The sequence below is a fragment of the Halococcus salifodinae DSM 8989 genome (assembly GCF_000336935.1).
Lineage (GTDB): Archaea > Halobacteriota > Halobacteria > Halobacteriales > Halococcaceae > Halococcus > Halococcus salifodinae.
Genome location: NZ_AOME01000054.1, coordinates 229,632 through 251,105, shown reverse-complemented (window position 1 = coordinate 251,105; position 21,474 = coordinate 229,632). Strand labels below are relative to the sequence as shown.

Genomic DNA, 21,474 nt, shown 5'->3' with positions numbered 1-21,474 from the left:
GAAACGCGAGTAAGGGACCCGTTCAGGCCGATCCGTTCGCGGTGGTGCCGTTGGTGTCGCCGACTGCTTCTCTCGACGCGACGGTGACGTTTTCGAGCGCGAGCCGTCCCTCGCCGCCGGCCCGGACCGCGCGGAACTCGACGTTCGACTCCATCCGATCGAGCGAGAACTCGACCGTCACGTTCTCGGTTCCGTCGGTGTTCGTCACGGTCTCGTTGGCGACCCGGCGGGGCGTGACGCCCGCAGCGACTTCGAGGTTCGCGACGGGCTGTGAGGTCTCGCTGGTCGCGTTGACCCGGAACGTCGCGGTGTACTCACCGGGCGGGAGCATCGTCCCCGGTCCGTACCAGTAGTAGATGCCCTCCGCACCGCCCGACCCGACCAGCTGGCCGTCGATGGTCAGCGCGTCGTTCGGAATGAAGTCGTTCGGCTCGTAGGTGCGTGGCTCGACGGCGTACGAGCCGGAGAGTCCCGACGGTGAGCCGTTGTAGCCCCGTTGGAACACCCAGACTTCGTCCTCGTAGTGCCGGAGGCCGTAGGTGTCGCCGAACTGGTCGAGATAGATCTGGCGGATCGGTTGTGCCCACTCGACCCGCTGGGTTTCGAGCCGGGTGTCGAGCAGGATGTACTCGGGCTCCGGTCGCTCGTTCGCACGCTGGTACCGATAGAACAGCGTCCGGTTCGCGGTGAACGTCGCGTTCTCGCGGTCGGCGACGTGAGGGAAGACGTCGTTTTGGGTGAGCACGGAGGCGTTCGCGGGAATCGCCCCGATCCCTTCGTGGAGGGTCTCGGTGTGGTCGTTGGTCGTCGGTACCGCGTCCTTCTGGGCAGCCATCCCCACGCCGACCACGAGGTTGGCGACGAGGACGAGCACGAGCAAGCCGGAGAGAACCGTCCGCGCCGACGCCCGGACGTCCTCTCGTTCGATCGTGGCGTCGAGGTCGAGCCACGCGAGGACGCGCACTGCGCCGATGTAGACAAAGGGCAGGAGATACAGTGGATAATGCGCGCCGAAGGTGTAGTAGACGTCCCGTCCCGCGAACACCCACGCGAACCCGAAGAAGGGGACGAGTGCGCCGAGCGAGACCTCGTCGACCGCCGCGACGAAGAGCACGGGGATCAGTAGGAGGACGAGGAACGTCGCCTTGTCGAGGACGTCGACCGCGATCGAGTCGACGATGAGCGTCGGGTTGGCGAGCACGATCTCGATCAGTCGGCCGAGACCGACCCGCGACCCCTCGACGTACGCCTGTAATGGGGCCGCGATGACGTCGGTCGGCAGCCCGGAAGTCTCGCTGTACTGGCCGATCGCCCAGCCCGCGATCGCACGGGCGGCGACGAGGATGCCGCCCGCCGCACCGAACACCCACGCTTCCGCCCGGAGTCGACCGCCGCGATAGGACGCGACCGCGAGACCCACGAGAAAGCCCCCGGCCAGCAGCGTCACGAACTCGTTGGTGAACAGCGACAGCGTGAGAAAGGCGAGGAAGGCGACGTAACGCCGCTGGGCGTAGGTGTAGTACGCCGCGAACAGCAGGAGTGGCAGCAGGATCTGCTCCTGAAAATCGAACAGCCACGCCGACCAGAGGAACGGGTTGAGCGCGTACGAGGCGGTCAACAGCCCCGCGATCCGGTCGGAGTCGATGTGTTCGCGTGCGAGCACCCAGAGCATCGGAATGCTCGCCGCGAGTAGCGCGGATTTGATGACGAGCAGCGTGTACGGCGACGGGACGAGGGCGTAGATCGGGAGGAAGGCGAGCAGCGTCGCGGTGAAGTGCCCACCCCAGTAGGAGCTGTCGGGGCCGCGGACGGTGTACTTCCCCTGTTCGAGGAAGCCGCTACCGCCGAGCGTGGTCTCGAACATGTGGACGTAGCTGCCGAAGTCCGCGCCAGTCAGCCAGAAGCTCCGGTAGAGCAGCGACAGGTAGACCGAGAAGCCGACGAACAGCACGAGCGCGAGGCCGAGCACGTACCACGTCGGATCGCCACGCTCGGGGAGGTACGCACGTGCGGTCTCGCCGAGCCGGTCGGCAGTGCTCATCCGTCACCCTCCGCCGGAATCGTGGTCGCCGTCGTGTCGGCAGCGAGCCGACTGGCGTTCGCGCCGGCGTCCGGCGATCCGTAGTTCACCCGGACACCGTCAAAGGCAATCTGGCCCTCGCCCTGACGGATACCGCGGAACTCGACGTCGGTCACGGTCTCGTCGATCGTGAACTGCATCGTGACGTTCTGTTGGCCCGGCTGTGGCGTCACGTCCTCGCTCGCGACGATCTCGTGATCGCTCCCGGCCGCGACGTCGGCTCGCAGTACCGGGTCGGCGTCGTCGTCGGTGGCGTTGATCCGGAAGGTCGCCGTGTAGGTCCCCGGTGTCAGGATATCGTACGGGCCGAACCAGATGTAATCACCCGATGAGCCGTTGGTGCTGACGATCTGGCCGTTGCGCTCCGTCCCGGTGCCCGTGGCGAAGTCCGCGGGGGCGTAGCGACGTGCGCCGGGCTCTTTGCTCGTGATGCCGCGCACCGGCCCGTCGTAGCCCTGTCTGAAGACCTGGATGCCGTCCTCGTAGCGGTAGAGTCCGTACTCCGAGCCGAGACGATCGGCGTAGGTCCGCTGGACGGTGCGTGCCCACGGTGCGTTCTGGTTGAGCTGGCTGTCGATCAGGATATACTCGGGCGTGACAGGGCCGTACTCGCGCTCGTACGCGCTGAAAGTGCCCTGACTCACGATGAACCCCGCGTTCTCGCGGGTGGCGACGTGCGGGTAGATGTCGTTTTGGGCGATCAGCGAGGCGTTCGGTGGGATCGAATCGATCGCCGCGTCGAGGGTTTCGCTGTGGTCCGGCTGTGCGTCGGGCGGGCGGGCGAGATGACCGCCACCCGAGGCCACGCCGGCCACGAGGCTCGCGACGAGCACGAACGCGACGAGCCCGGAGAACACTGCTCGCGACGGGGTTTCGATCGATCCGAACCGAGCCGACAGCCGATCGAGTGCGCACATCGCGCCGACGTAGACGAACGGCAGGAGATACAGCGGGTAGTGCGCGCCGAACTGGTAGTAGACCGCCTTCGCCTCACCCGTGAACACCCACGCGAAGCCCAGAAACGGGAGGAGCGCGAACAGCGACCGCTCGTCGAACAGTGCGAGAAACGCGACCGGCAGCATGAACGCAGCGAAAAAGACCGCCTTCTGTTCGACCGCGAACGTCGTCGAGTCGATCAGTAGAACCGGGTTCGCGAGGACGACACCGAGGAGATCGACCAGCGAGACCCGTGCGGACTCGATGAACGGCTGGAGGGGTTCCGCCACAACGTACGATGGCAGTCCACCGAACTCGCTGTAGTAGCTCATGACCCTCGTCGAGACGAAGCGTGCGATTCCCACGAGCACGAACCCTCCCACGAGTGCGGGTGCGCGCTCGCGCAGCCGCCCCGCCCGGGCCGCCGCGACGACCAGGCCGCCGACGAACCCCACCGTGACGAAGATCACGAACTCGTTGGTGAACAGCACGGCGGCGAGGAGACCGAGGAAGACGAGATGGTGTTCCTTCCGGTAGGCGTAGTAGGCAGCGAACAGCAACGGTGGGATCAGTATCTGTTCTTGGAAATCGAACGACCACGCCGACCAGAGAAACGGGTTGAACGCGTACGAGAGCGTCACGACGCCCGCGAGTCGATCGGAGTCGAGAACCTCACGCGCGAGCAGCCAGCAGAGGACGACGCTCGACGCGAGCACGAACGATTTGGCGACCAGCAGCGTGTAGACGGAGGGGACGAGCGCGAACAGCGGCATGAACAGGAGGAGGGTGAGCGAGAAGTGTGCTCCCCAGTACGAGCCGGTCGGCTGGCTCACGCGGTACTTACCATGAAGAAGCCAGCCCTCGCCGTCGAGCGTGCTCGCGAACATGTGGGTGTACGCACCGAGATCGGCCCCGGTCGAGCCGAAGCGCGCGTGAACGATCGAAGTGTAGATCGAAAAGCCGACGAACAGCACGAACGCGAGGCCCACCACGTACCACGTCGGATCGCCGCGATCGGGAAGTACGTCGAGCACTCTGTCGGTCGCGGAGTCGGACGACTCGGCCGTACCGACGGCGTCGCTGAGCCTACTCACGCTTGCCCTCGCCCGATGGTGAGAGCATCCGCTTGACTTTCTCGAACGACAGCGAGGAGTCCTCCGAGGCCCAGACCCATTTCTCGCTCGCACCGAACCCCCACACTACACCGACGCCGATCCGGAGAATGTTCGAGAGTGACGGGTCGATGGCGAGGAGATCGACGAAAACGAACAGCGAAACGAGGCCGATACCGACCCCGACAACGCGCGTTGCGCCGTACTTCACCCCGCGCCAGAGCCACTGGCCGAATCCAGCTGCGCCGTTCTCACGCCACGTCCAGCTATCGTTCATGATATAGTTGGCGAAGATGCTCACAGCGCTACCGAAGAGTCCGGCAATGACGTACGGAACACTCCCGATCGTGAGTTCGAACACGGCCTGATTGATGGCGATACCGACGACCCCGACGAGGAGATACTTCACCAGTCGCTTGTTCTGTGGATCGAACAGCGACCGCTCGCGAACGGAATCGAGAACGCTCATACGTGGACCTCCGTCCGGCTCGTGCCGGCCTGGGCGGTCGGCGGCGACGTGAGCAGGTCCTTGAGCCGCGGATAGATCTCGTCGAAACCGTGTGCCTCCCCCTCCTCACGCGCGCGTTGACAGCGCTCGTCGTAGCCGTCGTCGTGCCGCCACCCAGCGTGGAGGAGTTCGATCGCGTGAGCCATCCCGCGGGGCGTCTCGGCCTGGAGGATGGCGTCGTTCTCACGGACGTGGGTCGCGAGCGGTGTCGTCACCACGGGGGTGCCCGACGCGCAGGCCTCGTTGATCACCATGCTGTCGGTGTCGACTCGCGCCGGATGGAGGACGACGTGGGCGCGGGCGTAGGCGTCGGCGAGCTCGTCCTCGTCAAGGAAGCCGAGCCCTTCTACTGCTCCAGCACCGTCGCCGGTCGTCAGGACTTGGATATCGGGTGCGAGGCGTTCGGCCACTTTCTGGATCGTGTCCCATCCTTTCTCCTGGATGTGGGCGGCGGTCGTCAGGACGGTGAACTCCTCGGCGCAGTCCTGTCTGTCGGGGCGGAACCGTTCGACATCGACGAAGTTCGGGATGTGGATCGTGTTCGGATGGGGCGAATCGTAGGCCGGCGTCACCGTGTGGACCGCGTCGAACCGACCGAGATCGCGCTCGCCGATCGCGCGGTAGAGGAGCTTTGTCGCGGTAGGAACGACCCCGTAGTGCGACTCGAACAGTTTTCGTGAGACGAACGCCCACGAGTGGACGCCAGCGATGCGGGTCCCGCCGCCGGAGAAGAACACCTCCGAGAGCGGGTTGTAGAAGACGTACGCGGTGTCGAACCCGGAGAGATCGTGGTGCCACGCCTCGCGGTAGGGGACCTCCGGGTGGAGGACGTCACGAACGTCGACGCGGCGCTCGCCGCCGGGGGCGTACGGCAGCGCGCGGATCGCAACGTCGACCCCGTCGGCTGCGAGTCGGTTCGCGAGCGCGGTGACCCATTTCTCGCCGCCGCGGTAGTGCTCGACCGAGAGATGGGGGCACAGAGCGATGCGCGTCCCGGTCATGACTATGCAGTGGCGCGATCGTCGTTTGCGGTCGATTCAGGCGGTGTCGGTGACGAAGAGCGAACGGAGAAGCCGGTGTCGCGTGGAGGAACAGTCATTGACCGAACCGATTGGCCGAAGCCAATTAAACATACCTATCGTTGCTCGCTCGGGCCGCCATCCGGGACGAACTCCGTCCGAACGGCCAGTCGACGCCCGAACGGCCGCTACTTCCGTCAGTCGCTTCGGTCGCGGTTTCGCGTCCGGTGGCGACGGCGCTCCGATGTATAGTAAGATAAATCCCCGCCCGAGCGGTTCGGTCCGACAATGAAGACGCTGCTGCTCACCATCGACGCGTGGCGCGCCTCGCACGCTTCGTTCATGCCCGATCCGGCGGGCGATCACACGCCGAACCTCGCACGGCTCGCCGACGAGGGGAGCGTGTTCACCGAAGGCGTGAGTCACGGCCCCGCGACGCCGTACGCCTTCCCCTCCGTGTTCACCTCGACGCTCCCGCTCGATCACGGCGGGTACGAGCGTCTGAGTGAGGACCGGACCCTCGTGAGCGAGGCACTCGACCAGGCGGGCTGGCGGTCGGTCGGCGTCCACGCCAACCCGTGGCTCGGCGAGAAGTACGGCTACGCCCGAGGGTACACCGACTACCGCGACGTCGGCGAGTTTGGCCTCCCGGGACTCGAACGCGGCCGGCAGTTCCTGCTCAACAACTTCTCGCTCGATCATCCCGTCTATCGGGCCGCACAGCAGCTCTACCGCTACGCCCAGAAACCACTTCGGGCAGTGACGGGCGACGCCGCCGAGATCGAGGTCGCCCGCGAGGCGCTCGAAGACGCCGACGACGACACGTTCGTCTGGACCCACCTCCTCGAACCCCACGCCCCCTACACGCCGCCGAAGCGCCACCGCGAGGCGGTCGGCGTGCCCGAGATCGAGGACAGCCCTGCACAGCTCGTGACGCGCGCCCAGCACGAGCCCGAATCGTTCACCGAACGCGAGCGCGAGGTCGTCCGGGGGCTGTACGCCGCGTCGGTCCGCCACGCCGACGAGAAGGCGGGCAAACTTCTCCGAAGTGTGGACGACGACACGCTCGTGATCGTGACCGCCGACCACGGCGAGGCGCTGTTCGAGCACGGCCAGGTCGGCCACGAACCGAACCTCCACGACGAGCTTGTTCACGTCCCGTTCCTGATCCGACCACCCGCTGACGTGGAGACGAACACCGAGACCGTCGACACGCAGGCGCGCCACATCGACATCGCACCGACGATCCTCGATTACGCCGGCGTCGACGCGCCGACGAGCTACCGCGGCCGATCACTCAGACCGGCGATCGAGGGCGACGACCTCGACGACGAACTCGCGATCAGCGAGGTCGCCTCGACGCCGACCGAGCCCGGCCGGCTCGCACCCGACGCGCTCCAGGTCGCGGTCCGGACGCCGGAGCGCAAACTGATCTACACGAACGACGGGATCGAGGGGTTCGACCGCCGCGACGACCCCAACGAGCGTGATCCGCTCGCGGACCCGACCGGCGAAGGCTGGGACGCGCTCCGCGCCGCACTCGAGGACCGCCTCGCCGCGATAGAGATCGCCGATACCGACGGGGTCGAACGGGACGAAGACGTCCAGAAACGACTTCAAGACCTCGGCTACCTCGAATAAGCACCGTCCGGAGTTTTCCGCTCGTGCGGTCGAGTCGCTGGCGTTCTCAGAGCGTCCACTGCGGATCGCGTGGCCGCCAGATCACCCGTTCGTCGAACATCGGGCTCCGGCCGCGGTGCTCCTCGCAGGGCGCTCCCGGAACCGAGACCTCCTGCAAACACGGTTGTTCGTCCTCCCCAGGACGGGCGCACACCGGCGTCCCACTCTCGTTCGTCGGGTACGTTCCACTCCCCATACACCCGTTATCGAGCAGGTCGAGAAAGTCCTCGCGGCCTGCGTGTGCTCGGCGTATATTACCCCGCCGATAGCACCCCGTTCGGTGACTGACTACGGCATCCCTGACGCTGCTTGGCGGACAGGAGCTATCGGTTCCACCGACCACTCACGATCAACACGCCCCCGACGAGCGTGAGGACGACCGCACCCGCGATCACACCGATGTGCCACGGCTGGAACCACGTGGGGAGCGAAACCACGAACGAGAGTCCGGCGTAGGCCTGATCGACGAGCGGAAGCGCCGACCCGGTCGATCGACCGGGGGTGTCGCCGCTCCCGTTGAGCCGCGAGGTTCGGTTGTCGTCAAGGAGTTCGCCGTAGGGGAGTCGCTCGGCCTCGTAGGGCCAGATCCCGGTGTCGGCGCTCCACACCGTGGTGCCGTTCGGCGTGACCTCGACGACACGGTTGTTCCGCGAGTCGGTGATCAGCGTGTTGCCGTTCGGCAGGCGGTCGGCGTCGCGCGGCCAGTCGTACCGCACGCCGTTCGAGGTGTCGACCCCCCACGAAACGTCCCACTCGCCCTCGTTCTCGTGAAGTTCGATCACGCGGTCGTTCTCGCTGTCGGCGACGAGAACCGCGCCGTCGTCGAGCGACTGCGGGTTGTGCTGGTGGTCCATGACCTCGGGATCGCCACACAGCACGTCGCCACCGCTGTCGTTGCTGTAGTCCGCGAGCCCGTTGTTCCGTTTGCAGTTCGCGTCGTTGCCCTGCTCGCGGTCCTCGTTGATCACGTCGACCACGCCCTCACCGCGCTCGACGACCAGTAGCTGATTCGCGTTCCGGACCGACACCATGTACCGGCCGTCGCCGATCCGGTCGACGTCGTTGATGTGAAGCCAGTCGGTGGTCGTCACGTCAGGCGGCGCGTCGTAGTGCTGGCTGGCGTTCCACTGCCAGGTGATCGATCCGTTTTCGGCGACAGTGAAGATGCGCTCGTACTCCATGTCGGTCAGGAGGTACTCGCCCGAGGGCAGCTTCTCGACGTCGTGAACCTCACTGTTGAGTTTCGTCCGTACCGGGAACGACCACTCGTTCGCGACGGTGGGCTCCGGACCGGGTTCGATCAGCCGAAAGCCCGTCCGGGAACACGGCGACTCGTACGGGCCACAGGACTGCTGGCCCTCGGCAACGAACCCCGCGAGAACGCTACCGTTGTCGAGCATCGTGACGTCGAAGTAATCGACGTTGTCGCTCCCGATCCGCCAGAGCGGGTCGCCGTTCGCATCGAGCATCGCGACTCGTCCCTCGGCCTGCATCCCGACGAGCGTCCGGCCACGATCCGTCGAGTCGTTCGCCGATCCCGCCCCGGCACCGGGTGTGGTCGCCGCACTCACCGCGAACGATCCGACGACGCCCACGACGGCAAGAAGGATCAGTACCGCCCCGAGTCGCTGGCGGGAGAGCGAACGCATGATACACGAATCGAAGGTCGGGATCCGATTTAGTGCTATTGGTTCGTCGATCGAGTGTTCGAGCGACTACGGACCCTCAACTGAAACCGGGATATCCTGCTCGCGTCCGCCGTAGCCGTTACGTCGGAGGTCGTAGATATGCGTGAGGAAGCCGAGATACTCGTCGGCAGTCAGCTTCGACTCGCCGCGTTCGCGCTCGGTGAACACGTACGGCACCTCCGCGATCCGGTCGTACTCACATTTCATCAGGACTTCGAGCAGGATCTTGTAGCCGGTGGGCGCGAGCGCGACGCCGTCGATGATCTCGCGGCGGATGGCGAAAAACCCGCTCATCGGGTCCGAGATGCCGCGCGTCGGCGGCAGTGCGAGCTTGGCGATCGCCATCGCGCCGCGGCTGACGATCCGACGGAGCAGCGACCAGTTCTCGACACCGCCGCCGGCGACGTGGCGACTCCCGATCACGATGTCCGCGCCGGTGTCGAACGCCTCGATGAACGCGGGGAGCTTCTCGGGCGGATGCTGGAGGTCGGCGTCGATGACCGCACACAGCTCGGCGGTCGCCTCGTCGAATCCGCGCGAAACCGCGGTCGCCAAACCGGACTCCTCGGTCCGGCGGACGATTCGCACCGTCTCCGCCCCCTCGTACGCGTCGGCGACGAGCTGCCACGTCTTGTCGGGCGAGTCGTCGTCGACGACCACGATCTCGAAGCGGTAGTCTTCGAGCGCTGCCCGGCATCGATCGACGACGCGCTCGATGTTCTCGCGCTCGTTGTAGGTCGGGATGATGATCGAAACCGACCGCGCGTCCGACCCCGTCACGGTTCCTCGGCCACCCCCATCCAGCCGGCGGCTGTGGCTCCCTCGTCCGGGCTCCTGCTCGGGGTTCGCGTCGTCGACACACCACCGGGCGCTATGCGTTGCATTCGATCGTAGCGACCCTCCCGCGCCGAGGGATAAAAACCGCTCGTCCTCGGATCGGAAACGACGCCGACCGATGTCCCCACCCCGCACGACGGACGAAAACGCGTAAGTCCGTGCTCGCCATGGTTTCGAGGGATGACCTCGGGCGTCGAATCGACCGACTGGCTCCCCCTCACCGCCGGGGAGGAGGTGCTCTGGGCCGGGACGCCGAGCCTCGCCCCGGCGACGCTCCCGATGGCGATCGGGTTCGGGCTGAGCATGGTCGGTGTGTGGCTCTCGCGCGAGATCGAGGTTCCGAGAGTGCCCGAGTGGGTCGCACTCGTCCTCGTCCCGATCGGGCTCGCGATCGTCGCGTGGGCGTATCTCACGCGGTGGAGCACCCGGTACGTGTTCACGACGAAGGCGATCTACGAGAAGACGGGCGTGCTCTCGCGTTCGGTCACACGGATCCCGATCGGGCGAGTCCAGAACACTGCCTTCGATCAGTCGGTGGTCGAACGCACGCTCTCGTACGGCGATATCGCGGTGTACACTGCCGGCTCGGGCGGCGTGAACCTCGCGCTCAGCAACGTGCCCGATCCGGAGCACGTGAACGGACTGGTGACCACACAGCTCAGCGAGTCGGCCGCCAGCGGGACCGACCGCGAGGTGGCGGAGGCCGGCCAGCCGACGACGTAGCCGTGTCACGACCGCCCCGATCGATCTACGGCGTCGATCCACGGACCGCGATCAGGCTCGTCACCGTCGTCGTGGTGTTCGTCCCCTTCGTTGCGTTGTTCCACGAGACGCTGTTCGCGTACGTCGATCTTCTCACTGCGACTGGGGTCCCTTCGAGCCGGGAGCTCACACTGGCGTTGCTGGCGGCGTTCTCGATCGTCCCGCCACTCGCGATCGCCATACGGGTCGCTGACCTGCTCTACGAGCGGTACATCGACGAGTGACCTCAGTCGTCGGCCGCCGCCTCGGGCCGTTCTGGATCGGTCGTGGTCTGGAGTGACGTCTCGACACCGGCAGGGAGCTCCTCAATGTCGACGACACATGCGGGCCGGAGCCGACCGTCCAGCGCGCCCGTGGTCGCCCGCGTTTCGGTGTCCGATGTGTCGTTCTCGACGACGACCAGCCGGCCGGCCTCGGCGGCGAGCGCACGGTTCGTTTCGTCCGTGGGGCCAGCCAACACCACGATATCGGCCTCCTGAACCGCCCCCGCAGCCCGTTCACGGGTGCGCTCGTCGATCGGTGCGAACGGCTCCGCGGTGAGGGTCTCGGCTCCGTGGGCGGTGGCGGCCTCGGTCGCAACGTCGCCGCTCGGGAGAACGCCCGCCGAGATCGCAAACCCGGCCTCGGCGAGCGTGACGATGGCTCGTGCGGCCGTCCGTCCGCCACCGAGAACGTGAACCCGGCTGTCGCGCTCCGCTCGATCCGTCGTCGCGGTCACGTCGACCGCTCCCGTGACGGGGTGGCGGGTCACGGCAGCGTCGGCGTCGAACGCACGCTCGACGTGTGTCTCGGTCAGCACCGCCTCGGGCGGGCCGGTGGCGACGATCCGCCCCTCAGCGATCAGGGCGAGCCGATCACAGAAGCGTGCGGCGAGCGAGAGATCGTGGATCGCACACAGCGCCGCCCGGCCGTCGGCGACGAACTCCCGGACGAGCGACAGCGTGCGGACCTGGTGGTTGATGTCGAGGCTCGCGGTCGGCTCGTCGAGAACCAATACCTGTGGATCCTGACAGAGCGCTCGGGCGAGCACCACGCGCTGGCGCTCGCCGCCGCTGACTTCGTCGATGGTGCGGTCAGCGAAGCGCTTCACCCCTGTTCGCTCCATCGCGCGCCGGGTGTGCTCGCGGTCGGTCGCCGAAGCGCGCTCGAACCGCGAGCGGTAGGGCGTCCGGCCCATCGCCACCACCTCGCGGACCGGGAACGCAAAGGAGAGGCTCGTCTCCTGAGGCACGGTCGCGACCCGGCGGGCGATCGCGCGCGCCGAGAGGTCGCCGACGTCGTCGCCGGCGATGTGAACACTTCCTTCGGTGGGGTCGATCAGCCCGTTGATCGCGCTCAGTAGAGTGGTCTTGCCCGCGCCGTTCGGGCCGACCAGCCCGACGATCTCGCCACGGTCGACGGCGAGACTGGCGTCGCTTACTGCCTCGATGTCCCCGAACGCGATCGAGAGATCCTCGATGTCGATCACAGCGCGTGGACCTCCTGGCGGCGGAGCAAGTAGAGGAAGAAGGGCGCGCCGACCGCTGCGGTCACGATTCCGACAGGGAGTTCGGCAGACCCCGACCGAGCGAGGGTGTCGGCGGCGACGAGGAATCCCCCGCCGGCGAGCGTGCTGGTCGGCAGCAAGATTCGGTGATCGGGGCCGACGAGCAGCCGCATCACGTGCGGGACGATCAGTCCCACGAACCCGATCACGCCCGTGACCGCGACCGCGGCCGCCGTCAGCACGCTCGACACCGCAAGCAGCACGCGCTTGGTGCGTTCGACCTCGATTCCGAGCGCGTGGGCATCGTTCTCGCCGAGCAGGAGGACGTTGAGATCGCGACTGTACGCGAGTAGGACGGCGAGAGCGAGGACGACGACCGGGAGGGTGATCGCGACCTCGTCCCAGCCCGCGTTGTGGAGGTGACCCATCAGCCAGTAAGTCACCTGCCGGAGGCTCTCGCCCGACTGGATCAGCATATAGGAGATCACCGCTCCCAGAAACGTCTGGATCGCGACGCCCGCGAGCAGGAGGGTTGCCACCGGCGTCCGGCCGCCCTCGGTGGCGATGGCGTAGACCGCAAAGGCCGCGATCAGCGCGCCGGCGAACGCCGCACCCTGGAGGCCGAGGCCGAACGGGATCGCGAGCGGGAAGACGATCGACGCGACCGCGCCGACCGCCGCGCCGGTCGAGACCCCGATGATCGAGGGATCGGCCATCGGATTTCTGAAGAAGCCCTGCATCACGGTGCCCGCACCGCCGAGCGCACACCCCACGACCGCCGCGAGCGCGATCCGGGGCAGCCGAATGCCGAGCACGATCGTCGCTGCGGTTTCGGGGACGCGAACCGAGAACCACGGGAGCGCGTCGAGTACGGCCTTCGCGACCACGCCGTACTCGATCCCGACCGGCCCGACCGTCGCGCCGGCGAGCACCACCGCGATCAACGCGATCGCGAGGCCGGCGGACCACGCGACCGCGCGTCGAACCACGCCCGATCCCGCCGCGTCCGTGTCGGGGCCAGCGTCCGTGTCGGCGTCGGCCTCCGTGGCTGTGGCAGTTTCGGCTCCGGTTCGCGTCCCCGTACCCATGACTGCAACCCGGGTTGCTTTAGGTAAATATTTATTGTGTCGGTCGCACCGTCCCGCTATGCGAAGCAACGTTCTTTCGATGGTTCTTGCTGCGGTGGTACTGCTCGGTGCAGTCGGGCCGGCTGCGGCGGCGACCGGCGCGGCGACCGCACAGACGACGACCGAAACGATCGGTGGTCCGACGGCACCGGCGGTCCAACAGGCGAACTGCTCGTTCCCGACGACGGCGACCGACGCGACCGGCACCGAAGTCACCGTCGAGGGCGAGCCCGAATCGGTCGTCACGCTCTCGCCGAGCGCCGCCCAGACGATGTGGGAGATCGGCGCGCGCGAGAAAGTCGTTGGACTCACGAAGTACGCCAGCTACCTCGACGGAGCCGAGACGCGGACGAACGTCTCGGGCGCGGGTCAGCAGTACGCCAACGTCGAGTCAGTCGTGGGACTCGAACCCGACCTCGTGCTCGCGCCGAACGTGGTCCCGAACGAGACGGTCGAAAGCCTCCGTAGCGCCGGGCTGACCGTGTTCAAGTTCGGCTTTGCCGGCTCAATCGAAGACGTCACCGAGAAGACGCGACTCACCGGCGAACTCGTCGGTGCGTGTGAGGGCGCGAACCGCATCGCGGACACGATGGACTCCCGCGTCGAGTCGGTTCGCGACGCGGTCGCCAACGAATCCACGCCACGGACGCTCTACCTGCTGAGTGGCGGGTACGTCGCGGGCAACAACACGTTCATCGGCTCGATGATCGAGACTGCCGGCGGATCGAATCTCGCGGCGAACGCCAGCATCGAGGGGTACAAGCAGATCAGCGACGAGGTCGTCGCCCAGCGCGATCCCGAGTGGCTCGTGACGACCAGCCCGGCGATGATCCCGAACGGCACGCCGTGGGCGGACACGACCGCCGTCCAGCAGAACCAGACGATCGTCGTGAACAACAGCTACGTCAGCCAGCCTGCACCCCGGGTTGTGCTGCCGCTGACCGAGATGGCCCAGCAGCTCCATCCGGACGCGATCGAAGCGGCGAACCTCACCGAGTCCGCCATCGGCCCCGCGAACCTCACGGCGTCGAACGCGACCGCAGCCGCGACCGACGGTGGAAACGCGACGGCCGACGGTAACGAAACGACCGACAGCAACGGAACGGCTGACGAGAACGAGACGGCCGCTGGGGCGACCGCCAACGGAACGACCGGCAACGCGACGTCGACCGAAACCGGCAACGCATCGATGACGACCGAAGAAGCGACCACCGCGACCGCCGACGGCGACGCCGAAGTGGCCACGACCGGCGGTAGCAGCAACGCGACGACGACCAGCTCGGGCAGCGGTCCTGGCTTCGGGCCTGTCGTCGCGGCCATCGCACTCCTCGCCGGAACGGTGCTCCTGGCCGGACGAAACGGACGATAGCGTCGATTTTTGACCTTTCGGAGCTACTTTTTCGAATCGGTGGTGATCTCGGTCGCTCCCCTGCCGATCGGATCGAGGACCTCGCCCGGTTCGGCCCGGTTGAGGTAGAGCACGGCGTTGATCAGTCCGATGTGGCTGAACGCCTGCGGGAAGTTGCCGCGGTGCTCGCCGGTATCGGGATCGATCTCCTCGGCGAACAGTCCAAGCGGGCTCAGATGATCCGTCACGCTCTCGAAGACGTCGTGGGCCTCCTCGACACGGCCGGAGAGCGCGAGACACTCGACCAGCCAGTACGAACACAGCACGAACGCACCCTCTTCGCCAGGCAGGCCGTCGTCGCCCTCGTAGCGCATCACGAGGCCGTCATCAGTCACGAGGTGGTCGATCACGGCGTCGATCGTGCTCTGCATCCGGTCGTCATCGAAGGGTAACAAACCGATGCTGCCGAGTCTGAGCGCGGCCGCGTCGACGGTTTCGCCCTCGAACGTCTGCGTGAAGCAACCGAGTTCCTCGTCGAACCCCTCTTCGAGGACGGCTTCGCGGATCGCATCGCGTTCGCCCTTCCAACGGTCGGTGGGGGCGTCGAAGTCGTTGTCTTCCGCGATCTTGATCCCCCTGTCGAGCGCCGCCCAGCACAGCGCCTTCGAGTGGACGACGTGTTTCGGTTCGTTTCGGACCTCCCAGATGCCCTTGTCCTTGTTCGTCCAGACCCCGGAGACGTGATCGATCACCTCCTCGATGACCTCCCACTCGCCCGCGAAGATCTCCTCGCCGTAGTCGGTCGCGGTGTAGATCGCGGTGACGAGTTCGCCGTAGGTGTCGAGCTGTTGTTGGTCGCCGGCTGCGTTGCCGATCCGGACGGGTTTGGAGTGTCGGTACCCCGAAAGATGGTCGAGTTCCTCCTCGATCATCTCGGGTTCGTAGTGGAGGCCGTACAGCGGGTGGGCGATCTCGCCCGGATCGTCCTTGTGACACATCGTGAGACACCAGTCGAACCCGTTGCGCGCCTCGCGCTCGTGGCCGAGCTCGTTGAGTGCCTGGATGGTGTAGGAGACGTCCCGAATCCACGCGTAGCGGTAGTCCCAGTTGCGAACGCCACCGACCTCCTCGGGCAGCGAGGTGGTGGGCGCGGCCGCGATGGCGTGGGTCTGGGGGTTCATCAGGAGCCGGAGCACGAGCCCCGATCGGATCACGTCGTCGTGATAGGGACCCTCGAATGGGCAGCCTGATGCATCGAGACACTGGTGGGTCCAGTCCTGCCAGTAATCGATGGTCTCGCGCAGCAGTGCCGCGCAGTCGGCGGCATCGACCGGTTCGCGGTCGTTGTACTGGAGCACGAACCACATCGTCTCGTCGGTGCCGAGACGTTCGGTCGCCTCGGCGTGTTCTTCCTCACCCTCCGAGGACTCGAACGACGCCGGACTCCAGAGGTAGAGCTGTTCGCCGTTGCCGCGGGCGAGGACGCCCTCGTGGGTCTGCTCGACCGTGGTGCCGACGCGCTCATAGTCGAACCGTGGATCGAACTCGGCATCCAGTTCGACGGTGCCCTCGGTACAGGTCACTTTCCGGTAGATCGCGCTCGTGGTGTGGCCGAGCTCTACCCCGTCGACCACGGGCATGAAATCGGTCAGCGTCATCGTTCCCGAGTCGGTCTCGAAGGTCGTCCGAAGCACGTTCGTCCGGGTGACGTACTCCTGTGTCGACTCGAACGCCCCGCTGGGCTGAATGGCGAAGTGGCCACCGCCGTCGTCGTCGAGGATCCCGGCGAAAACGCTCGACGACTCGATGTGGGGGAAACAACACCAGTCGATCGAACCGTCGTTCCCGATCAGCGGGCAGGTTTCGAGGTTCCCGATGACGCCGTAGTCCTCGATCGGCGTGAATCCCATGCCTCGTGTGGATGGAGGGGCCACAAATAGCTCGTCCTTGCATCAGATACGACGGCCAGAACCGAGTCGGCCGACGGTCCGAGTTCGACGTGCCTCTCGGTAGCTACATACCGCTCCGGCGTCTACACCGCGTCGATGGCAGAGCGTGTCTTCGACCGCGAAACGCTGCTCGATCTCACGGTCAACTTCATCCCGCTCGGGATGTTGCTGTTTTTCATCCTCCTGTTCGCCGGGACCACCGTCGGCGGCCCGGCCCCGGTCGCGCGGCTCGTCAGTCAGGCGCTGCTCGTGGTGCCGTTCGTCGCGCTCGTGGGCATCACGTATATCACCGGCCGGATCATCGCCGAGAGCGAGCGGACGGGCCACTCCGAGACCGCCAGGGCGATCACCGCCCTCGTCACTGGCGAGGAGTCAGACGAGGACGAGGGGTGATCGAGCGAGGCGTCGCGGAGCCGTTCAGCCGGCCGAGCGCTCGCGCTGGATCAACACGCCGCCAGCGACAGCGAGCACGAGGCCCGCGGCAGGGACGGCGAGAATCGGGATTCGATACACGGCGTCGATCCCACCCCACGCGGCGAGCCCAACGCCGAGGAGAACGACGAGGTAGCCCACCGTGGCGGCGATCAGCCCGATCGCGACCCGCCACGAGGGCGACGCGACGACGGGAGTGTTCGGTGTGGACGTCATCGATGGCGTCGTTTCGAATCCGACGGCCGGGGAGATAAATCGCCCGTCCGAAGAGGGAGGAGAGCAGTGAACCACGGCTGACCGATCGCGGACAGTGGCGGGGCGCAGCCAGGGTCTTTTTGCCGGACTGCGTCCAACCCGAGTACATGGGAACGGCGACCGACACTGGCGAGGACACGGACGCCCACGAGCCACCGGTCGGGATGGATTTCCCGCTCGGGCGAAGCGAGGCGACGTGGTGGCCGATCGTCTGTGCGATCGGGGCCACCGGGCTGTATCTCGGAGCCGGGCTCTACTTTCTCGGCCACGGCGAGGTCGCGATCATTCCCGGGTTCGTCGGGCCGGTAGTGTTCGGCGGCGGCGCGCTCGTCTTCCTGGCTGGGCTGTTCGGCTGGCTGTATCAGGGGTTCATCGCGGATTTCTGGACGCGCGCGACGGACGAACGCGAGCCGGGATCGCTCCGGGGCGCGATGTACCTCTTCCTCGCGACCGACGTGTTCACGTTCGCCGGCGGGTTCATCTACTACTTCTTCATCCGGGCGGGCGGCTGGCCACCCGGCGAGATCCCCGAGTTGCTGACCACGGTGTTGGTCGTGAACACCGCACTGCTGGTGGTAAGCAGTTTCACACTGCATTTCGCCCACTCGGCGCTCGAAACGGGCAACCGGCGACGGTTCGGGTTCCTGCTCGTGACGACGTTCGTGCTCGGTCTGCTGTTCGTCGGGGGGCAGATCTACGAGTATCACGACCTCATCGTCGGCGAGGGGTTCACGATCGCGTCGGGGATCTTCGGGAGCGCCTTCTACGGTCTCACCGGGCTCCACGGTCTCCACGTCGCGCTCGGGACCGTTCTCCTGGGAATCCTCGTCGTTCGCGCGCATCTCGGCCAGTACGAGGCTGGCCGTGACACCTCGATCGCGACGGTCTCGCTGTACTGGCACTTCGTCGACATCGTCTGGGTGTTCCTCGTCGCCGTTCTCTACGTCGGCGCGTCGGTCACACCGATTTTCTGACGCGCTCGGCACCCGTCTGAACCGGCGTGCTCGACACCTGCCCGAATCGGCGCGCTCGTACCGCCGCCACGGTGTCGTACTCCTGTACGACTCGTCCGTAGCGTTGTTGGTCGTGCTTGTGGGTGTTCTCGTCGCTCGCGTCGGCGCTGGGGATCACCCTACCGATCAGAGGACGCGTGACTGACCGAGGCGAGGTGGCCTCCGATCGTGGCCATCACCTTCGATTCGGCCCGTGCGAGGTGTTCCCACGCCGTCGTGGAGGCGATGTCGACCGCGGCGGCGATGTCCTCGATGCTGGTGTCGGTCTTGTGTTGGTAGTAGCCGAGGTCGATCGCAGTGGCGAGAACCTCGGTCTGGCGGCGCGTCAGCTCGTCGACGACGGGGGAGAGTTCGAGCTGCTCGCGCTCGTTCACCTCGTCGAGTTCGACGCTCCGAACGAGGTCGGTCTCGTTGCCGGCGTGTTCGAGCGAGTCGATGATCTCGTGGAGATCGTCGCCTTCGTCGAGGTACACCGTCCAGCGCTCCCAGCCGGCGGTGATCGTCGTCCCGGTCCGGTAGTGGACACCCATGTCGGCGAGGCGCTGGGAGATGCTGTCCCACCGATAGCTGTCGTACGTGATGTCGATCAGCACCCGTGGGACGGCGAGCGGCGTCAGCGGCGACGCATCGAGCACGGCATCGGCCGCCCTGAAATCCGCGAGAAAGTCCTCGATCGATGTCTCCGACCCTGAAATTTCGATAATACGTTTTCGTTCGGCGGCACTCCCCGTCATCGACGACACCGATTTGAGGGTGAGGTCGGGATGGTCGGCGCTGACGTCGCTCTCGGGTTCGCCGTGGTGGCGCACCCGGAGGGTCACTTCTCGCATTGAACACCCTACGGTGTCCACGGAGTTGAACGTTGCTCGACGCGCTGTGAGGCGGGTTCGGATCGAATGGGACGCCATGTCACCATCGTTCCTGCTCCGACCCGGCTATATTCGGGTGTATAGCGAAGTCGATCACTCCGTACCATCGTCTCATGGGATCAGATGACACGATTACCGACGCGGATCTGAGCGGGCCGGTCGTCGACAGGCGGACGACGATCGAGCTACTCGGCGCGGCCGGCATGACAGCCCTCGCCGGCTGTACCGGCGGCGGTAGTGGCGGTGGCGGTGATTCGGGCAACGGTTCCGGCGGCAGCGGCGGTTCCGGTGGCTCCGGCAACGGCTCCGGTGACGGCGGAAACGCCAGCGGGGCGACGCCCTCGTCGAGCCAGCGTGGCGGTCGCCTCTCGGCCGCGTGGTACACCGGGAGCATCGACATCCTCGACCCGCCGTACATCACTGTCGGGCAGTACTTCCAGGTGGCTTCCAACGTGTTCAACGGTCTCGTCACGCTGAAGGAGGACCTCACCGTCCGGGGCGATCTCGCGAAGGACTGGGAGGTCACCGACGGCGGCAGTACGTTCACGTTCGACCTCCGAGAGGGTGTGACGTTCCACAACGGGGCCGAGTTCACCGCCGAGGACGTGAAGTACACCATCGACCGCACCATCTCCGAGGAGACCCCCGCCGCCCCGAAGCTGTCGACGCTGAAGCCGATCGACGACGGTGGCGTCGTGGTGCAGGACGACTACACCGTCGAGATCGGGTTCGAAGAACCGCTGGCCCCCGCGCTCATCTACCTGACCCGCGGTCCGGGCCGCGCGGCGACCATCGTGAGCAAGCAGGCCATCGAGGAGATGGGCAAGGATCAGTACCGGGTCACGCCCGTCGGCACCGGCCCGTTCGAGGTGACCGATCACCAGGTCGGCTCCGGAATCACGCTCGATGCGTACGACGACTACTTCGGGACCGACGCCGAGGGCAACTCGCTGCCGTACCTCGACGGCGTGGACATCCAGCCCATCCCGGAGCCCGCGACGCTGGTCAACGCGCTCCGGAGCGGCGACGTGGATTTCTCGAACCTCGTCCCGCTCCAGAACGTCGACAAGGTCGAGAGCGCGAGCGGCGTGAGCAAGCTCTCCGCGCCGGGCGTCAACTGGTACGGCTTCGCGATGAACGAGCGCCGCGAGCCGTTCGGGTCCAAGAAGACCCGGCTCGGGATCGCCAAGTCGATCAACAACGAGCAGTTCGTACAGACGGCGTACTTCGGCAACGCCCTCCCCGATGTCGGCCCGATCAACAAGGCGACGGAGTGGGTGTGGCGCGAGGACAAACCGAGCGCACAGGACTACGATCCGGAGCGGGGCCAGCAGCTACTCGAGGAGTCGGGGGCGATGGGAGCCTCGTTCAGCATCCTCGCCACCAAGAGCAACCTGCGCTCGGCGAAGGAGGTGCGCCGGCAGCTGAACGAGGCCGGCTTCTCGGTGAACATCGAGCAGGTCACGAGCTCGACCTACTGGTCGCGGTACGAGAAAGGCAACTACGACACGACCGTCAGCGGCAGCGTCGGCGACCCTGACCCCGACCAGTCGCTCTACCAGTTCTACCGCAAACCCGACGATGGCGGCTCGCTGAACTGGATCAACTTCGTCGACGATCGGGTCAACGAGCTACTCGCGAAACAGCGCCGGACGACCGACCGCGAGCAGCGCGCGCAGGTGCTCCACACCCTCGAAGACCGTCTCATCGAGCAAGCACCACACGCCTACCTGATGCACCAGGACGACCTCGCGGCGAAGCAGTCGAGCGTGAAGGGGTTCACCCACATCCCCTACCTGCGCAACTTCCACACCACGTGGGTCGACGAGTAGCATGCGCCGCTATATCGCGAAGCGCGTCGGCCACGCCGTCCTCGTGATGTGGATGGTCGCCACCACGGTGTTCGTCGGGCTCCGGCTGATCCCCGGCGGTCCCGTCCGGTCCATGCTCGGCCAGGAGGCGACCCCGCAGGCGGTCGCCGCGCTACGTGCCGAACTCGGCCTGAATCAGCCGCTGTACGTCCAGTACGTCGAGTGGCTGGGCGACATGGCGACGCTCCAGTTCGGTCAGAGCTTGAGCACCAGCCAGCCGGTCGCGACGCTCGTGAGCCAGGCCGCACCGCGGACGATCTCGATCGCTCTGTTCGCCATCGTCGTCGGACTCGGCATCGCCATCCCGGCCGGCATCGTGAGCGCGACCCGGAAGGGCGAGCCCGCGGACTACGTCGCGACGATCACGGCCTTCCTCGGGGTCTCGATGCGCGCGAACGACGAGGATTCCCAGGAGAACGGTCCCGAGCGCGACGTGGAGACCGTGGAGCCCGGTGAGACCGTAGAAGGCGCTCCANTTCAGGCCGAGTTCGGCACGTAGCGC

20 protein-coding genes and 2 pseudogenes are annotated in these 21,474 nt (G+C 66.4%); 8 read left to right on the top strand and 14 right to left on the bottom strand.

The features are described from left to right. Positions 1-22: 22 nt before the first annotated feature. The 4 genes from C450_RS10950 to C450_RS10935 are packed head-to-tail and all read right to left on the bottom strand — an operon-like array spanning position 23 to position 5,637. Positions 23-2,041 carry a DUF2079 domain-containing protein gene (locus tag C450_RS10950; RefSeq protein ID WP_005043435.1) on the bottom strand — a complete coding sequence of 673 codons (2,019 nt, stop codon included), beginning with the start codon at positions 2,039-2,041 and terminating at the stop codon, positions 23-25. Continuing rightward, entirely contained in the window at positions 2,038-4,110 is a 2,073-nt protein-coding gene (locus tag C450_RS10945) for a DUF2079 domain-containing protein (RefSeq protein WP_005043434.1), read from the bottom strand. Before C450_RS10945 ends, C450_RS10950 begins: the two co-directional genes overlap by 4 nt. Beyond that, positions 4,103-4,597, bottom strand: a complete 495-nt coding sequence (locus C450_RS10940) for a GtrA family protein (RefSeq protein WP_005043433.1) — start codon at positions 4,595-4,597, stop codon at positions 4,103-4,105. Before C450_RS10940 ends, C450_RS10945 begins: the two co-directional genes overlap by 8 nt. Further along, on the bottom strand, positions 4,594-5,637 hold the full coding sequence (locus C450_RS10935; RefSeq protein WP_005043432.1) for a glycosyltransferase family 4 protein: 1,044 nt from the start codon (positions 5,635-5,637) through the stop codon (positions 4,594-4,596). The genes C450_RS10940 and C450_RS10935 overlap by 4 nt, the downstream gene beginning before the upstream one ends. Before the next feature lie 306 nt (positions 5,638-5,943). Between C450_RS10935 and C450_RS10930 the strand changes: the two genes are divergently transcribed. After that, positions 5,944-7,296, top strand: coding sequence for a sulfatase-like hydrolase/transferase (locus C450_RS10930; protein ID WP_005043431.1), 1,353 nt, complete (start codon positions 5,944-5,946; stop codon positions 7,294-7,296). A gap of 46 nt (positions 7,297-7,342) precedes the next feature. Here the strand turns inward: C450_RS10930 and C450_RS10925 are convergent, their stop codons facing one another. The 3 genes from C450_RS10925 to C450_RS10915 all read right to left on the bottom strand — a co-directional run bounded on the left by C450_RS10925 (position 7,343) and on the right by C450_RS10915 (position 9,803). Then, entirely contained in the window at positions 7,343-7,531 is a 189-nt protein-coding gene (locus C450_RS10925; protein ID WP_005043430.1) for a hypothetical protein, read from the bottom strand. 127 nt (positions 7,532-7,658) lie between these two features. After that, on the bottom strand, positions 7,659-8,984 hold the full coding sequence (locus C450_RS10920; protein ID WP_005043429.1) for an arylsulfotransferase family protein: 1,326 nt from the start codon (positions 8,982-8,984) through the stop codon (positions 7,659-7,661). Positions 8,985-9,050: 66 nt separating this feature from the next. Continuing rightward, on the bottom strand, positions 9,051-9,803 hold the full coding sequence (locus C450_RS10915; protein WP_005043428.1) for a polyprenol monophosphomannose synthase: 753 nt from the start codon (positions 9,801-9,803) through the stop codon (positions 9,051-9,053). A gap of 237 nt (positions 9,804-10,040) precedes the next feature. Between C450_RS10915 and C450_RS10910 the strand changes: the two genes are divergently transcribed. Together C450_RS10910 and C450_RS10905 are read left to right on the top strand one after the other, a co-directional pair. Then, entirely contained in the window at positions 10,041-10,583 is a 543-nt protein-coding gene (locus C450_RS10910) for a PH domain-containing protein (RefSeq protein WP_005043426.1), read from the top strand. A gap of 2 nt (positions 10,584-10,585) precedes the next feature. Continuing rightward, positions 10,586-10,846 (top strand): hypothetical protein, encoded by a 261-nt coding sequence (locus C450_RS10905; protein WP_005043425.1) that lies wholly within the window; start codon positions 10,586-10,588, stop codon positions 10,844-10,846. Between the two features lie 2 nt (positions 10,847-10,848). On the opposite strand, the gene C450_RS10900 is transcribed toward C450_RS10905, so the two are convergent. Together C450_RS10900 and btuC are read right to left on the bottom strand one after the other, a co-directional pair. Beyond that, positions 10,849-12,090, bottom strand: coding sequence for a heme ABC transporter ATP-binding protein (locus tag C450_RS10900; RefSeq protein WP_005043424.1), 1,242 nt, complete (start codon positions 12,088-12,090; stop codon positions 10,849-10,851). Continuing rightward, entirely contained in the window at positions 12,087-13,196 is a 1,110-nt protein-coding gene (gene btuC, locus C450_RS10895) for a vitamin B12 ABC transporter permease BtuC (RefSeq protein WP_005043423.1), read from the bottom strand. Before btuC ends, C450_RS10900 begins: the two co-directional genes overlap by 4 nt. A 58-nt stretch (positions 13,197-13,254) precedes the next feature. On the opposite strand from btuC, the gene C450_RS10890 reads away from it, so the two are divergent. Continuing rightward, entirely contained in the window at positions 13,255-14,604 is a 1,350-nt protein-coding gene (locus tag C450_RS10890; RefSeq protein ID WP_005043422.1) for a PGF-CTERM-anchored ABC transporter substrate-binding protein, read from the top strand. A 23-nt stretch (positions 14,605-14,627) separates the two neighbouring features. Here C450_RS10890 and C450_RS10885 read toward each other — a convergent pair whose 3' ends face one another. Then, positions 14,628-16,493 carry a glycoside hydrolase family 15 protein gene (locus tag C450_RS10885; protein WP_005043421.1) on the bottom strand — a complete coding sequence of 622 codons (1,866 nt, stop codon included), beginning with the start codon at positions 16,491-16,493 and terminating at the stop codon, positions 14,628-14,630. A gap of 135 nt (positions 16,494-16,628) precedes the next feature. Here C450_RS10885 and C450_RS10880 point away from each other — a divergent pair, with 135 nt between their 5' ends. Further along, a complete protein-coding gene (locus tag C450_RS10880) occupies positions 16,629-16,925 on the top strand; it encodes a DUF6684 family protein (protein WP_005043419.1) in 297 nt (98 codons plus the stop codon). Between the two features lie 24 nt (positions 16,926-16,949). Here the strand turns inward: C450_RS10880 and C450_RS10875 are convergent, their stop codons facing one another. Continuing rightward, positions 16,950-17,180 carry a hypothetical protein gene (locus C450_RS10875; protein ID WP_005043418.1) on the bottom strand — a complete coding sequence of 77 codons (231 nt, stop codon included), beginning with the start codon at positions 17,178-17,180 and terminating at the stop codon, positions 16,950-16,952. Between the two features lie 146 nt (positions 17,181-17,326). Between C450_RS10875 and C450_RS10870 the strand changes: the two genes are divergently transcribed. Further along, positions 17,327-18,193, top strand: a complete 867-nt coding sequence (locus C450_RS10870; RefSeq protein WP_005043417.1) for a cytochrome c oxidase subunit 3 — start codon at positions 17,327-17,329, stop codon at positions 18,191-18,193. On the opposite strand, the gene C450_RS22090 is transcribed toward C450_RS10870, so the two are convergent. Then, positions 18,177-18,350: a hypothetical protein gene (locus tag C450_RS22090; protein ID WP_161606953.1), complete on the bottom strand. Its 174-nt coding sequence runs from the start codon at positions 18,348-18,350 to the stop codon at positions 18,177-18,179. The two genes, C450_RS10870 and C450_RS22090, sit on opposite strands and share 17 nt — an antisense overlap. A gap of 1 nt (position 18,351) precedes the next feature. Beyond that, positions 18,352-19,062: a helix-turn-helix domain-containing protein gene (locus C450_RS10865; protein ID WP_049910078.1), complete on the bottom strand. Its 711-nt coding sequence runs from the start codon at positions 19,060-19,062 to the stop codon at positions 18,352-18,354. Positions 19,063-19,214: 152 nt separating this feature from the next. On the opposite strand from C450_RS10865, the gene C450_RS10860 reads away from it, so the two are divergent. Then, positions 19,215-20,933 carry an ABC transporter substrate-binding protein gene (locus C450_RS10860; RefSeq protein WP_005043415.1) on the top strand — a complete coding sequence of 573 codons (1,719 nt, stop codon included), beginning with the start codon at positions 19,215-19,217 and terminating at the stop codon, positions 20,931-20,933. A gap of 1 nt (position 20,934) precedes the next feature. After that, a pseudogene (locus C450_RS22935) lies at positions 20,935-21,177 on the top strand (glutathione ABC transporter permease GsiC); the annotation flags it as partial. 177 nt (positions 21,178-21,354) lie between these two features. Here the strand turns inward: C450_RS22935 and C450_RS22930 are convergent. Continuing rightward, a pseudogene (locus tag C450_RS22930) lies at positions 21,355-21,456 on the bottom strand (cytochrome c oxidase subunit 3); the annotation flags it as partial. Positions 21,457-21,474 lie beyond the last annotated feature (18 nt).

Coding starts and splice junctions, on each gene's coding strand:
- C450_RS10950 (WP_005043435.1), bottom strand. CDS start 2,041: ATGAGCACTGCCGACCGGCTCGGCGAGACCGCACGTGCGTACCTCCCC.
- C450_RS10940 (WP_005043433.1), bottom strand. CDS start 4,597: ATGAGCGTTCTCGATTCCGTTCGCGAGCGGTCGCTGTTCGATCCACAG.
- C450_RS10935 (WP_005043432.1), bottom strand. CDS start 5,637: ATGACCGGGACGCGCATCGCTCTGTGCCCCCATCTCTCGGTCGAGCAC.
- C450_RS10930 (WP_005043431.1), top strand. CDS start 5,944: ATGAAGACGCTGCTGCTCACCATCGACGCGTGGCGCGCCTCGCACGCT.
- C450_RS10925 (WP_005043430.1), bottom strand. CDS start 7,531: ATGGGGAGTGGAACGTACCCGACGAACGAGAGTGGGACGCCGGTGTGC.
- C450_RS10920 (WP_005043429.1), bottom strand. CDS start 8,984: ATGCGTTCGCTCTCCCGCCAGCGACTCGGGGCGGTACTGATCCTTCTT.
- C450_RS10910 (WP_005043426.1), top strand. CDS start 10,041: ATGACCTCGGGCGTCGAATCGACCGACTGGCTCCCCCTCACCGCCGGG.
- btuC (WP_005043423.1), bottom strand. CDS start 13,196: ATGGGTACGGGGACGCGAACCGGAGCCGAAACTGCCACAGCCACGGAG.
- C450_RS10890 (WP_005043422.1), top strand. CDS start 13,255: ATGCGAAGCAACGTTCTTTCGATGGTTCTTGCTGCGGTGGTACTGCTC.
- C450_RS10885 (WP_005043421.1), bottom strand. CDS start 16,493: ATGGGATTCACGCCGATCGAGGACTACGGCGTCATCGGGAACCTCGAA.
- C450_RS10880 (WP_005043419.1), top strand. CDS start 16,629: ATGGCAGAGCGTGTCTTCGACCGCGAAACGCTGCTCGATCTCACGGTC.
- C450_RS10875 (WP_005043418.1), bottom strand. CDS start 17,180: ATGACGTCCACACCGAACACTCCCGTCGTCGCGTCGCCCTCGTGGCGG.
- C450_RS10870 (WP_005043417.1), top strand. CDS start 17,327: ATGGGAACGGCGACCGACACTGGCGAGGACACGGACGCCCACGAGCCA.
- C450_RS10865 (WP_049910078.1), bottom strand. CDS start 19,062: ATGCGAGAAGTGACCCTCCGGGTGCGCCACCACGGCGAACCCGAGAGC.
- C450_RS10860 (WP_005043415.1), top strand. CDS start 19,215: ATGGGATCAGATGACACGATTACCGACGCGGATCTGAGCGGGCCGGTC.